Source organism: Pseudoalteromonas sp. DY56-GL79 (genome assembly GCF_041414765.1).
Classification (GTDB): Bacteria; Pseudomonadota; Gammaproteobacteria; order Enterobacterales; family Alteromonadaceae; genus Pseudoalteromonas; species Pseudoalteromonas piscicida.
In genome coordinates this window covers 91500-104812 of record NZ_JANHZS010000001.1, presented here as the reverse complement: position 1 = coordinate 104812, position 13313 = coordinate 91500, and the positions used below count along the sequence as shown (strand labels likewise).

The following is a 13313-nucleotide window of genomic DNA, read 5'->3' as shown; positions in this document are numbered from 1 at the left end:
CATGTTTGATTGGCAGCAAGCCACCAGCGAGCAACGCAGCGAATGCTTGAGCCGTCCTGCGGTCAAAGTGGGTGATAAGGTAAAAGCAACTGTTGAAAAGATAATTGATAACGTCGCTCACGACGGCGACAACGCATTACTTGCTTATGCCGAGCAGTTTGACGCCCGTGTTAGCCCAAGAATACGGGTAACGGGATCAGAGCTTATTGAAAGCGAATTTGCATTAACACCTGAACTTAAAAGTGCTATTGACCAAGCGTATGGCAACATTAAGAGGTTTCACCAGTTGCAGTTACCACAAAGCAAGAAAATTGAGACTCAGCCAGGCGTGACCTGCGAGCTCAGATATCAAGCGATAGAAGCCGTAGGTTTATATGTGCCAGGTGGTAGTGCGCCACTGCCTTCTTCTGTATTGATGCAAGGCGTGTGTGCGCAACTAAGTGGTGCAAAAACAATCGTGTTGGCGACGCCGGTCAAAGGTGATTGCCAAATACATCCTGCGATTTTGTATGCGGCTAAATTGTGTGGCGTTACCGATGTGATTGAATGTGGTGGTGCAGGTGCAATTGCTGCCATGGCGCTAGGTACTAACAGCGTACCAAAAGTGAACAAAATTTTTGGTCCAGGCAATAGTTTTGTCACAATGGCAAAACAGCTGCTTTCTCAGTCAGTGCCGGGACTTGCGATTGATATGCCAGCTGGCCCTTCAGAGGTGTTAGTGATTGCAGATAAGGGCGCTAACCCAGAATTTATCGCCGCCGATCTACTTTCTCAGGCGGAGCATGGGGAAGACTCGCAAGTAATATTATTAGCGTCCGACAGTCAACTAATCGAAGAAACTGAAGCTGCAATCGAGCGTCAACTAAGCAAGCTTAGTCGCGTTGATATTGCCAGAGCTGCGCTTAAAAATAGCACGCTGATTTTAGTTGAGAGCATAGAGCAAGCATTTGAGATCTCAGCAGAGTATGGGCCAGAGCACCTTATCTTACAGATAAGGGATGCAGAGCGTTTCCTGCCGCTAGTAAAAAACGCAGGCTCAGTGTTTGTTGGTGACTATACGCCAGAATCAGCAGGTGACTATGCGTCTGGCACCAACCATGTATTGCCAACCTATGGTTATTCAAAAACCTACTCAAGTTTAAACCTAATGGATTTTTATAAGGCTTACACAGTACAAACCATCACAAAAGAAGGCCTACGTGGTTTGCGCTCTGCCATTTTACCTTTGGCACAAGCTGAGGGACTAGATGCACATGCGAACGCCGTCAAAGTGAGGTTGGAGAATAATAATGACTAATATTGCGCTACCAAATAACATTGAAAAGCTTAAGGCCTACAGTTCTGCGAAAAGTGCAAAGCTAACAGGTACTACGTGGCTCAATGCCAATGAAAGTCCATACGCTCGTGTGCTTGAAATGCGCTTTGATAACTTAAACCGTTATCCGGATCCGCAGCCACAAACGGTAATTGATGCCTATGCAGGCTACGCAAAGGTCGAGCAAACAAATGTATTGATGACACGTGGTGCCGATGAAGGCATTGAGTTATTAGTACGCACATATTGTGAACCGGCTAAAGATAGTATTGCAATCTTTACCCCTACTTATGGTATGTACAAAGTTACGGCAGACACCCACAACATCGCTATTAATGAATTAAGCCAAGATCAGCTTGCAAATGACGATGTGGATACACTAACCGCTGCAATTGGCGACGCTAAACTTGTCTTCGTTTGTAATCCAAATAACCCAACCGGTGCAATGCAACCTGCCAGCAAAGTCGCTGCACTTGCTGATAAGCTTAAAGGCCGTGCAATCGTGGTCGTTGATGAAGCGTATATTGAGTTCTGTGAAGAAAAAACCTGCGTTGAGCTTATCAAAGAGTTCTCAAATGTTGTTGTGCTACGCACACTATCTAAAGCGTTTGCACTGGCAGGACTTCGCGTTGGCTTTATGCTAGCGAGTGAAGCGCTATTGGCACCAGTGAGAAAAGTGATTGCGCCCTACCCTGTTTCTACAGTTGTGGCACAAATAGCAGCAACAGCGTTAACGTCAGATGCGATAACGCAGATGCGTCGGCAAGTCTCTATTTTGAACTTAGCAAAAAAGAAGCTTATACAATGGCTACAAGACAGCGAGTTCGTAAGCGCAATATTATGCGGCGAAGGCAACTTTGTTACTTTACAGCTAACCGACAAACAGTTTGTGGAGCAAGCGATGCGTCAAGGGTTAATCATGCGGCCATTTGTGCTGTTTGGCGAGGACAACTGGTTGCGGATCTCTATCGGCAACGAGCAGGAATTAAAACAAGTAGAAAACTGGCTGAAACAATGCCAAGTCACTGAGGAAGTATCATGAGCGCCCCCTATTTATTCATCGACCGCGATGGCACTATTATTGAAGAGCCAATAACCGATAAACAAGTGGATAGTCTAGAGAAATTGGCACTATTACCCAATGTGATCCCAGCGCTATTACAACTGCAATCATTTGGTTACAAGCTAGTGATGGTATCTAATCAAGATGGCCTCGGCACAGATAGCTTCCCTCAAGCTGATTTTGATGCGCCTCAAGATAAAATGATGCAAATCCTAACAAGCCAAGGGATCCGTTTTGAGGAAGTTCTGATCTGTCCTCACTTTGACGAAGACAACTGCCAATGTCGCAAACCTAAAACAGGATTACTCACTGAACTGATGCGCTCTGGTAAAGTGAACCTTAGCAAATCATTTGTTATTGGCGATAGGCAAACCGATATTCAGCTTGCAGAAAACCTCTGCATTGAAGGTATTCTCTACGAAGATAACTGGCCCGCCATTGTGACGCAGTTAACCACCTTAAATCGCAGTGCACACATTGCCAGAAATACCAAAGAAACACAGATTTCGGTAGCGATAAATTTGGATCAACAAGCCAATGGGCAGATTTCAACAGGGCTTGGTTTTTTCGACCATATGCTAGATCAGATCAGAACTCACGCTAACCTTGGTTTGAATATACAGGCGAAAGGTGACTTACATATAGACGAGCACCACCTTGTAGAAGACATAGGGATTGCCCTTGGTCAGGCTTTTAAGACCGCGCTTGGCACAAAATCACAAATCGCACGTTATGGATTTGCGTTGCCTATGGATGAATGTAAAGCAGAATGTCAGTTGGATTTATCTGGACGCGCGTCTTTTGTACTTAATGCTGACTTTACACGAGATAAAGTAGGCGACTTGGATGTACAAATGGTTGAGCATTTCTTTAAATCCTTTGCGGATAATGCGGCTGTGAGTTTAATTTTGAGCGTGAGCGAAGGTAATGCCCACCATCAAGTTGAGGGCTTATTCAAAGCATTTTCTCGTGCTATTCGCATGGCAATTGCAACGGATGCGTCACAGCAAATGGCAAGTTCAAAGGGGTGTTTATGATTGCAATTATTAATACTGGTTGTGCCAATATTAACTCAGTGCGTTTTGCATTTGAGCGCCTTGGTGTCACACCTGAAGTGATCACGGCACCTGAGAAATTAGCCCGCTTTGAACGAGCAATTTTACCTGGCGTCGGCCACGCCAATGTAGCAATGAAGCGGTTAAATGAGCAAGGCTGGGCACAGGCAATAGCTGACTATCAACGGCCTTTGATGGGTATTTGCTTAGGGATGCAGCTACTTTGTGAATCGACAGAAGAAGGTGATATTCCGTGCTTAGGTCGCATTCCTGGTAAGGTTGAGTTGTTAGAGACTAACGAGCTAACTGCACCGCATATGGGCTGGAATAACCTATGTGTGATGAAGCCTCATGCGCTCACTACAGGGCTCAGTGAACAAGACCAAGTGTACTTTGTACACAGTTTTGCGCATACCATCAATCAATCGACATTGGTTTCGGGTGAGTACGGTCAAGTATTTTCTGCAATTGTTGCAAACGACAATTATGCCGGCATGCAATTTCATCCAGAGCGCAGCAGCAAGGTTGGCGCGCAGCTTTTACAAAACTTTATTAATTGGCAGCTATAAAAGGACGAACAATGATTATTCCCGCTTTAGATGTATTAGAGAACAATATTGTTCGTTTGTATCAAGGCAAGTATGAAACCGCACAATTTTACCCATTTGATTTAGCCGAGCGTTTACTTGAATACCAAAACGCAGGCGCAGCTAAGCTACATTTGGTGGATTTAGAAGGCGCTCGTGATCCGAGCAAAAAGCAATGGCGCACTATCCAAGCGGCGACTAAGGCTTTATCTGTTCCCTTTCAGGTAGGCGGTGGTATTCGCAGTATTGACGACGTAAAGCAATGGTTAGATGCCGGAGCCGCCCAAGTGGTGATAGGCTCGATGGCGGTCGATAAACAGCAAGAAGTTGCTGCATGGATTAAAGCATGTGGCGCCGATAAATTTGTGATAGCACTTGATGTTAACAAAACCGAAAGTGGCTGGTCTCCTGCCACTCACGGCTGGCTAAATGATGCGAAAAGCGATCTATTCGAGCTATTAGATTTTTATGTTGAGCAAGGTGTAAGTGATTTTTTATGCACGGATATCAGTAAGGATGGCACGATGACAGGTCCATCGTTTTCCTTATACGAAGACATCACTAAGCATAACAGTGGAATTAAAGTACAAGCATCTGGCGGCGTGAGCTCTCTTGACGATATTGCACGGCTTGCAAAGCAACAAGTAGGTGGAGTGATACTTGGCAAGTCGCTACTTGAAGGTGTATTTAGCGTTGAGGAGGCTTTAGCATGTTATCAAAACGCATAATTCCTTGTTTAGACGTAAAAGACGGTCAGGTCGTCAAAGGTGTTAAATTTCAAGGCCATGAAGTCGTCGGTGATATTCTTGATCTCGCCCAGCGTTATAGCGAGGCAGGTGCTGATGAACTGGTGTTTTATGAGATCAGTGCTAGCGTCGAAAAGCGTTTGCTCGATGTCAATTGGGTAGCTGAAATTGCCAGACATATCGATATACCATTTTGTGTAGCTGGTGGGATTAAATCGGTGGCTGATGCGGCTCGAGTGCTTGAGCAAGGCGCGGATAAGATCTCCATTAACAGCCCTGCCATTGCAAGGCCTGAACTCATTAAAGAGTTACATGACGAATTTGGCAAGCAATGTGTGGTTGTGGGCGTAGACAGCTTTTATGATAAGCAAACTCAAGAATATTTAGTATACCAGTTAACTGGCGATCCGAATGCGGCAAGTCGTACTCGATACAAAACGCAAGAATGGGTCAAACGAGTTCAAGATCTTGGCGCTGGAGAGATTGTACTTAATTGTATGAATCAAGATGGCGTGCGTAATGGCTATGACATAGCGCAGCTCAGCGCGATTAGAGCGCTGTGTAAAGTGCCACTTATCGCCTCTGGCGGCGCAGGCAGTATGCAAGACTTTGTTGATGTATTTAAACAAACTAATGTAGATGGTGCTTTGGCTGCAAGTGTGTTCCATAAAGGTGTAATTGACATTCCAAAGCTCAAGCAGTTCTTAATAAATAATGATGTGGCGGCACGACAATGATAATTAATAAACAAAACATAGCAGAAGTAGATTTTGATAAATCAGCACTCATTCCCGCTATCGTACAAGACGTATTAACCGGGGTAGTGTTGATGCAAGGCTATATGAACAGAGAAGCCCTTGAAGTGACGCTAGAAAAGCAGCTCGTCACTTTTTATTCGCGTTCAAAATCGCGTCTTTGGACCAAAGGTGAAACCTCAAACAATGTTTTAACCTTGGTGGAAGTACATACCGATTGTGATAAAGACAGCTTACTGATTTATGCAAAGCCGCAAGGTCCAACTTGCCACCTCGGTAGCGAAAGCTGCTTTGCGGAAAGCATGCCAGAGCTTGCATTTTTAGGAAAGCTTGAGCGAGTGATTGCCCAGAGGAAAAATGCATCTCCTGAAAGCAGCTATACTGCCTCTTTATTTGCTAAAGACTTAAGTCGTAGTTGTCAAAAGGTCGGAGAAGAAGGGGTTGAAGTGGCGCTGGCGGCGATGAAAAACGACAACGAAGAGTTGCTCAATGAGTCCGCAGACTTACTGTATCATCTTATTGTCCTACTACAGAGACAAGGGCTTACGCTCAGTGATGTGGTCAATACGCTCAAAGATAGGCATAAGTAATTTGCGCTTTGGGTAAGTAACCATTTCACCTACTTTTTCGTTGGCTTGTTTCAGGCATTGTGCAGTAACAAGCCAACCTACCACAATCGAAATAAATCTGTAATTAGATCAACTCCCGTTCATATAAATAAGGTAAACTTCTCATAGTCTTACAACTATGCAGTGGCAAAATATTAGTCTAACTTTAATGGTGCGATTGCGAACAGTATGGAACGATTTATGAAAACAAGATTACTTGGTCTATTGCTGGCAGGGTTAACTGCTGCCGGATGTTCAACATTGAGCCCTGAACAACAGGAAAAGTTGGATGATATGTCGGGATGTGAAAAGCTAAATACGCTTCTAAATGCTTCTGCAAATGGGTTTTCTGCGCTTAAAGGCGCTGAAGTCGGTGCAAAGTTAATGAACTCTTGGCAGGCTAAGGCACACCTAGTTGGCAACAAGTGCCAAATTATTGAAAGTACCGCTGGTAAAACAAAATACACTTGTTCAGAGCAGTTTAGAGAGTACGAAAACGCAGTAAAAATCCATAACTATGCGCAGAGTCTAGCAAAGCAATGTTTAGATCACTCTTGGGTTGGTGATAGCCAAAAGAGTGGCCAGCTAATGCGTACGAACATTATGTCACCTAGCTCTACTAGCAAAATTGCAATTGAACTAGGCAAAGGCCTCGACAAAGTCACGCCATGGATCGTTACGTTTAATGTGACTGAAAAATAAGACGTAAAATACGGAGAAGCGTTGTGCTTCTCCTACCCTATCCCATCCTAACATTTTTCCTTTGCAATCCCCTTCACATTGTCTGTTTGAGCGTTAATAAATTTTTAATTGTTGCTTTACTCGGTTCTAATGTCGCTTCGCGTGGCGTCTTTTATATGAAAATAGTGAATAGTAATTGTGGTGTAACGCGATATTAATTTAGAAAAAATAAGTAGTATATATTTTGAGCGGCGTTGAGATCTGCAACAGTCTATATTTAATTGATGCTGATTATGCATCTCTTTGGTTTTTGTGTGTTAATAAAAAGCTTGTTTATTAAAAAAAAGTAGCATTTAATTCAGCTGCTATTTTTGTTGTTAGCGCTAAATTAACTACTATTTTTAAAGGAATTAAGATGAACACATTGATAAAGTTGTCGGCTCTATCCCTCTCTGTTGCTATGTTTTGCATCCCTGCTTCGGCTAATGAACAAGCTAAGCCATTTGAGTATACAGTAAATGGCAGTGTATATGAGATCCCCGCTTCTCAAGCTAAGAATTTAGATGAGATAATTGCGCTAATAGAAACTAATAACGATGTTTCAGGTTATGACGTTACTGAGACTAAGTTAGCAAAAACTGAGCGCACAGAAATTGCCAGTGATTTTTCAACGCTAGCTGGTGGTAACTTACGCGTTTATAGTGAACTCAATACGGGGTATTTAAATGATTTTGACCAAGCATTTACTTACACTTGTCCAAGTAATATGTTTATTAAATCAATTTCAAGCTACCACCAAGATAAACAAGAAGACAGACGCTTTAGCTTAGTCTGTGCAAAATTTACAACGGATAGCGGTAGTCGCATTTATCGTAAAACGACAAAGTGGAGCGGTTACGTAAATTCATATGATCAAGCGTTTAACTTTGTTTGTCCTAATGGCCAATTCTTTGTCGGAATGTCAAGTCGCCACGATAATGGCACAGAAGACCGTTTGTTTAACTTTAATTGCGCATCTATGGCAACCTCGAGCACAGGCGCTGCACTATTCGCTGAATCATGTATTACAACACAATACACAGGCTACGACCAACCTTGGACATTAGGTGGTAATGGTGCAATCATCGGCATGTCAAGTCGCCATGATAACAGAACGGAAGACCGTCAGACTGCAGTGAGTTATTGCTCAGCTGCGAGTGACTGGTAATACTTTCCTATAGAGTAGGGTTGATACCCTACTCTATGTCAGAATTTCGTCATTTCACTGTCATACAAAAGTCGCACACTCAAAATGTAATTAGTTAGCGGATTTAAGACTCATTGTGACCAAACCGAATATTTTTCTCATCAATTTAGATTCTTGTACTGATAGACTCAAGGAGTCTACTTTCCAGTTTGATAAGTTCTCACTACCCTTTGAAAGAATAAGTGCTATAAAAGGTGCAGAGCTGAGCCCAGACGTTTTAGATATGAGCTATTGTAAGTTAAAAAACACTAAGCAATACTTCCGGCCTTTAACGTTAGGAGAGATAGGCTGTTATTTAAGTCATATAAAAGTACTGAGCAAAATTGTTGAGTTAGAACTGCCCTACGCTTTTATTTTTGAAGATGATTTCCAACTACACGACGACTTAGCACAGATTGACCAACTGATCGCTTCATTGCCATTTGATTGGGATATGATCAAGCTATTTCAATCTCAGAAGAACAAACGTACTCCGATTGCAAGCTTCCCGCTAAATAAATCGTTATCGCTATTTATGCAAAATAAGGTACCTGCCGGAACCGTTGCCCAGCTTGTAAGTCTTAAAGGAGCAAAGAAAATATTATCCAAATCAATTCCTTTTGGCAGACCGATTGATATTGATTATCAACATTTTTGGGAAAAAGATCTAAGTGTATTCGTAATGAGTCCTTGTCCTGTTAGCCATGGTGAAAAGTTTGCGAGTACCATAGATAGAGCAACAAGTGTTACAGGAGCAAAGCGGTATTTTTGGCGTAAGCAGTTGCTACAGATAAATAAGTTTATAAAAAACAAGTTTTATCGCGGGCTGGTTCTCAAACGCTATCAGCAACACTTCTAGTTATATGGTGCGAAAGCCGCTGTACGCCTTTTGAACAATGGGTTTTATACTTGTACGTAATAGAGAAAAATTCGTGTTAAAAGTGTAATTTATGGGAAGACTTCTGAAAAAGATGTGCTAGTATCTAAGATTATTGCAATAAGTTTAACTTTTTGCTTAAACCATTAATAATAACAACGTTGAGGGAGCACAGACGTGTCTATAGAAATCAACTTTGAACTCTCTGATTCAGATCTTGAACACTTCCGTGGAATGATGAAAGCTGCTATTGAGAAAAATGGCGATGTAAGTGATGCCGAAATCATTGCTAAAGCGCGTGATTTAGTGGCAACGATGGAAAAATCCAACCTTCCTGAATTTGTAAGCACTCGTCTAATTTCGTTACAAACGCTAATTGACGCAGTGTTAGATGAAGAATGGCAAATGCCAGAAGATGAAAAGCGCGAGATCATGGCGTCTCTTGCTTACTTCAGTGAGCCAGAAGACATCGTTCCAGATCATATTCCAGTATTAGGCTATGTCGATGATGCGATTATGATTGAACTTGTGTTACAAGAACTGTCGCTAGATTTAAAAGCATACCGTGAATTCTGTGGTTTTAGAGCTACTGAAGAAGCAAGACGTGGTGATAACGCTAAGGTCGATCGCGAAAGCTGGCTTGCAGGTACACGTTCTCAGATCCGCTCTTCTATGCGTAGAAGTCGTTCTAAAAACCGTTCACGCTTCTTCTCTCGCATTATGTAAGTTAAGTAGCCCTAAGTTAAGCTGATTGAGATTAAGCTTAGGACTGTGGACTAAAAAAGGGCTGATAATCATCAGCCCTTTTTGATAGCGTATTATTTTATTTCATTTGGGTGAGAAACCCCCATCCATGCTCTATAAAGTAGCGCTTGCTTGCTTGATGGATTAGGCATGAATGTTATCTTTTTAGGCTTATCATGTTCGCGGTTAAGCTTGATTTTTGTATTCATCAACTTATCTCGACGGATAAAGTCTACCGCGATTGTTTGACCTGGCTCGAAGTTTTCTAAGCTCGCTTTTAAATCTTTACGAACATGGTGCTTATCAAATGCAACGATAAGATCGCCTGTCGTTAACCCTGCTTGCCATGCATTTCCATCTCGAGCTACATGGGTCAACTCCAGTAATTCCCCCTTTTGTCTTGCCATACCATCTATGCTCGCAATCACTTTTGCCGACTCTGGATAATCATAAACAAGCCCCACTTCGTCGAATAACTTGTCAAAATCTATGTTCGCCGGTGTCTCAACATGTTTATTCCACCAAGTACTGTAGTCTTGACCGGTAAGCGCTTGTAGGATGTTTTTAACATCTTCACTGGTAAAGCTATTTGGCAGTTTATGCTGTTGGTAAAGCGCTTTATGAACGTCACGGTAGCTAATTTTTCCGTTTGACTTTTCGAGTAAGTCGATGTCAAGTGCCATGGACACCAACGCACCTTCTGAATAGATATTGGTACTGTAATTTATGCCATGATCGCCACCTTGATTGATCCATTTATCAAAGCTCGTTGCTGCTACCGACTGAACATGACGACCAGGAGTTTTCAAATGACGATTAACACGCTTAGTCAGCATTTTAAGATATTCGTCATTGGTGGTGATCCCTGCACTTAGCAGCAAATAATCCTCAAAGTAGCTGGTTGAGCCTTCTGCTAGCCACAACAAATCAGTGTAATTTGGTGCCACGTAATCATAAGGAACCATGCCCGCTGGGCGATAGTTCTTAACATTCCACGTGTGGATGAATTCATGTGCTGCTGTAGAGATAAAACCAATGTAATCATCTCTTTCTTTAAAACTGTCTCTATGTCTTTGAATAATTGTCGAGTTTAAGTGTTCTGTTGCCCCTCGTGCACCACTGGTTGCATGCACCATAAAAACATACCGATCATAAGGATAATCGTGCCAAATGAGGGTGCCGGTTTGAACAAGTTTTTTAAGATCAGCGAGCATTTGGTCAACGTCATAGTTGCCCTCACCCCAAATAACTAATTCATATTTGCGGCCATCTACTTCAAATTTATGCAGTTGATTAATACCAGTTTCAATAGGGGAATCTAACAATATGTCATAGTTATCGGCTTTGAAGCGGTGTTTTGAATCGGCAAAGTCCATACCAGAGACTGAGCGCCAATCTTTAGGTACATTGAGTTCAACAGAAACAGGCTCAGATCTGAAAGATTCACTAAACATCAAAAAGCCAGATGCATCGATAAACGCATGGGTGTCATCGATGTGTCTGGCTCGAAGACCTAACTCATTGGCATAAACCTGATATTTAACCGTTAATTCTGTAGGTTCGCTTAGGTGCACGCGCCATGTGTTTTTATCAATTTTTTCCCATTTTTGTTCTTGCCCGCTTTGAGATTGTGCATCAAAAAAGCGTACACCGTTGGCTAAATTCAATATTTCGTAGCGGCCTGTACGCCAATCTGGAAGTTGCACATCAATGCTTGATTGTGAGGATTTAGGAAACTTAACTTCTACTTCTGCAAGGTGATGCTGTGGTTGTGTAATTGAAATACGGTAGTCGACGTCAGCATAAACACTAAATGTTGCTGCACATGCTAAGGCTATAAGACTTTTCTTCATTATTTTTGTATTGGTAATTCGAGATAAAATCAATTTACCAAATCAGCGACTTACACGCTAAGTAATATCGATGAGTAAACAGCAAACTCCGATACTTTACCTCGTTAAATTTCTGCGCATAACAGCTTAATTTGTTGTAGACTTAGTAACTAAGAGATTATTTTATGATTGGAAATCTGTGACTGATAATGCCGTGATGCTTGAGCAAAAATTAAAACAAGCCATAGAGGCTAGAAAAACGCTTGAGGATGCAAGAAAACAACAAGTAGAACTCCTTACTCAGTTTGCTGCAAAGTTATCCTTAGCCTGCAAAGGGCAAGATGTTTCACTTGATAATCAGTTAGCTAAGTTTCGCCTTGCACTTAATAAAGGCGTCGATTTTGAGCTGCTTGTGCCTTTTATTGACGGAATTTCCGAGCCGCTAAAGTCACAAGAAGTGACCAATTCAAATAATCAAAAAGCGTTGCAAACAGCAATTCAGCAAAGCGGAAAGTTACTGCAGAAGCTCAAGGGATTACCAGATGAGTCGCGCAGAAAGTTGCGTCACTTATTGGATGTGGAACTTGAAGATATCAACTCTACTAATGCCTATATCCCTGCGTTGGAGTCTTTGGTTTCTATCTACCATACGGTTCTACAATCAAAAGTAGAAATTACTGAAGAAACATATAATACTCACCACCCTGAATTAGCTGCTGAGCTTCAAGCTTTGATCAACGAGTTAATTTTCGAAGATGAAGTTATAGAAAAGGTCAAAGGTATACGTGCAAGCGTTGCTGAAAACAACAGTTTAGATAATTTATATTCAGCAGCGACAGAAATCATTAAAATTATTGCGCAAACGATTGCCAAAGAACGCCAATCTGCACAAGGTTTTTTGGTTTCACTGAATCAAACACTGGAAGAGCTACATCGCTCTATTGTTGAAACAACGGCTCGTTCAAAATCAACATCTAAAGAATTACAGTCGTTAAACAATAAAATAGAATCAAAAATTCAAAACTTAAATCAGCAAACCCAAAACGCCAGCTCTATAACAGAGCTTAAAGCCTTGGTCGACAATGAGTTGAAACTACTGAGTGCTGATTTGATAGAGCGTGAAAAGCTTGAAAAAAATGAGCGAGAGGCGCTGCTAGACTCGTTTGATGCAATTAATAATCGTATTAACACCTTAGAGTCTAAAGTTTCAAATTATAAAAAGCGACTCAGCGAACAAAAGTTCAAAAGCCTATTGGATAGCTTAACTAAGTTACCAAATAGAGCGGCTTTTGATGAGCGTCTCACTCATGAAATGCACCTATTTGAGATAAACGATTCAGATGTGACGCTGGTTGTTATCGACGTCGATCACTTTAAATCTATCAACGACCGTTACGGACATAGTGCGGGCGACAAAACCTTGCAAGTGATCGCACGAGCCCTTAAAAAGTCTATTAGGAAAAGCGATTTTATCGCACGCTACGGCGGCGAGGAATTTGTCTTACTAATGCCGGGCATGCCGCTCACTCATGCGCAAAAACCGCTTGAAAAAGTAAGGCAAGTCATTAAATCTATACCATTCAAATTTAAAGAAAAAGAAGTTGAAATTACGATTTCTCTCGGCGCTACTCAGTTTGTCAAAGGGGATACTGCCCTGAGCGCCTTTGACAGAGCTGATGCAGCGCTTTATGAAGCGAAAAATAGCGGGCGAGATAGATTGTGTTTTAAGTAAATAAAGTTAACTCGGGTAAAGGCTGAGTGGCGAGGCATTATACTCGCCCCCGCTTTGCTTGGTTATACCAATTCGCTGCGCATTACAAACAAG

13 protein-coding genes are annotated in these 13313 nt (G+C 42.0%); 12 read left to right on the top strand and 1 reads right to left on the bottom strand.

What is annotated here, in order from left to right; translation table 11 throughout:
* Position 1 precedes the first annotated feature (1 nt).
* From hisD to NO992_RS00320, 11 genes are all read left to right on the top strand, one after another.
* Positions 2-1297: a histidinol dehydrogenase gene (gene hisD, locus NO992_RS00370; protein ID WP_371373375.1), complete on the top strand. Its 1296-nt coding sequence runs from the start codon at positions 2-4 to the stop codon at positions 1295-1297.
* The gene (hisC, locus tag NO992_RS00365) at positions 1290-2357 is read left to right on the top strand and encodes a histidinol-phosphate transaminase (RefSeq protein WP_010377148.1); all 1068 of its coding nucleotides are present in this window, start codon (positions 1290-1292) and stop codon (positions 2355-2357) included. Before hisD ends, hisC begins: the two co-directional genes overlap by 8 nt.
* Positions 2354-3415, top strand: coding sequence for a bifunctional histidinol-phosphatase/imidazoleglycerol-phosphate dehydratase HisB (gene hisB / locus NO992_RS00360; protein ID WP_010377146.1), 1062 nt, complete (start codon positions 2354-2356; stop codon positions 3413-3415). Before hisC ends, hisB begins: the two co-directional genes overlap by 4 nt.
* Positions 3412-4002: an imidazole glycerol phosphate synthase subunit HisH gene (gene hisH / locus NO992_RS00355; protein ID WP_017216833.1), complete on the top strand. Its 591-nt coding sequence runs from the start codon at positions 3412-3414 to the stop codon at positions 4000-4002. The genes hisB and hisH overlap by 4 nt, the downstream gene beginning before the upstream one ends.
* 11 nt (positions 4003-4013) lie before the next feature.
* A complete protein-coding gene (locus NO992_RS00350) occupies positions 4014-4748 on the top strand; it encodes a 1-(5-phosphoribosyl)-5-[(5-phosphoribosylamino)methylideneamino] imidazole-4-carboxamide isomerase (RefSeq protein ID WP_017216834.1) in 735 nt (244 codons plus the stop codon).
* Complete coding sequence (hisF, locus tag NO992_RS00345) at positions 4730-5503, top strand: imidazole glycerol phosphate synthase subunit HisF (protein WP_010377140.1); 774 nt, start codon at positions 4730-4732, stop codon at positions 5501-5503. The genes NO992_RS00350 and hisF overlap by 19 nt, the downstream gene beginning before the upstream one ends.
* Complete coding sequence (gene hisIE, locus NO992_RS00340; RefSeq protein ID WP_371373369.1) at positions 5500-6111, top strand: bifunctional phosphoribosyl-AMP cyclohydrolase/phosphoribosyl-ATP diphosphatase HisIE; 612 nt, start codon at positions 5500-5502, stop codon at positions 6109-6111. The genes hisF and hisIE overlap by 4 nt, the downstream gene beginning before the upstream one ends.
* A gap of 219 nt (positions 6112-6330) precedes the next feature.
* On the top strand, positions 6331-6831 hold the full coding sequence (locus NO992_RS00335; protein WP_010377134.1) for a hypothetical protein: 501 nt from the start codon (positions 6331-6333) through the stop codon (positions 6829-6831).
* A 394-nt stretch (positions 6832-7225) separates the two neighbouring features.
* Positions 7226-8017 (top strand): dermatopontin-like protein, encoded by a 792-nt coding sequence (locus tag NO992_RS00330; protein ID WP_010377133.1) that lies wholly within the window; start codon positions 7226-7228, stop codon positions 8015-8017.
* 115 nt (positions 8018-8132) lie between these two features.
* On the top strand, positions 8133-8894 hold the full coding sequence (locus tag NO992_RS00325; RefSeq protein WP_371373365.1) for a glycosyltransferase family 25 protein: 762 nt from the start codon (positions 8133-8135) through the stop codon (positions 8892-8894).
* Between the two features lie 195 nt (positions 8895-9089).
* Positions 9090-9638 (top strand): YkvA family protein, encoded by a 549-nt coding sequence (locus NO992_RS00320; protein ID WP_010377130.1) that lies wholly within the window; start codon positions 9090-9092, stop codon positions 9636-9638.
* A 92-nt stretch (positions 9639-9730) separates the two neighbouring features.
* On the opposite strand, the gene NO992_RS00315 is transcribed toward NO992_RS00320, so the two are convergent.
* The gene (locus NO992_RS00315) at positions 9731-11509 is read right to left on the bottom strand and encodes a M61 family metallopeptidase (RefSeq protein ID WP_371373362.1); all 1779 of its coding nucleotides are present in this window, start codon (positions 11507-11509) and stop codon (positions 9731-9733) included.
* Positions 11510-11687: 178 nt separating this feature from the next.
* Here NO992_RS00315 and NO992_RS00310 point away from each other — a divergent pair, with 178 nt between their 5' ends.
* Positions 11688-13220, top strand: a complete 1533-nt coding sequence (locus NO992_RS00310; protein WP_253103877.1) for a GGDEF domain-containing protein — start codon at positions 11688-11690, stop codon at positions 13218-13220.
* The last annotated feature ends 93 nt before the right edge of the window (positions 13221-13313 follow it).

Coding starts and splice junctions, on each gene's coding strand:
- hisD (WP_371373375.1), top strand. CDS start 2: ATGTTTGATTGGCAGCAAGCCACCAGCGAGCAACGCAGCGAATGCTTG.
- hisF (WP_010377140.1), top strand. CDS start 4,730: ATGTTATCAAAACGCATAATTCCTTGTTTAGACGTAAAAGACGGTCAG.
- NO992_RS00335 (WP_010377134.1), top strand. CDS start 6,331: ATGAAAACAAGATTACTTGGTCTATTGCTGGCAGGGTTAACTGCTGCC.
- NO992_RS00350 (WP_017216834.1), top strand. CDS start 4,014: ATGATTATTCCCGCTTTAGATGTATTAGAGAACAATATTGTTCGTTTG.
- hisH (WP_017216833.1), top strand. CDS start 3,412: ATGATTGCAATTATTAATACTGGTTGTGCCAATATTAACTCAGTGCGT.
- hisB (WP_010377146.1), top strand. CDS start 2,354: ATGAGCGCCCCCTATTTATTCATCGACCGCGATGGCACTATTATTGAA.
- hisIE (WP_371373369.1), top strand. CDS start 5,500: ATGATAATTAATAAACAAAACATAGCAGAAGTAGATTTTGATAAATCA.
- NO992_RS00330 (WP_010377133.1), top strand. CDS start 7,226: ATGAACACATTGATAAAGTTGTCGGCTCTATCCCTCTCTGTTGCTATG.
- hisC (WP_010377148.1), top strand. CDS start 1,290: ATGACTAATATTGCGCTACCAAATAACATTGAAAAGCTTAAGGCCTAC.
- NO992_RS00315 (WP_371373362.1), bottom strand. CDS start 11,509: ATGAAGAAAAGTCTTATAGCCTTAGCATGTGCAGCAACATTTAGTGTT.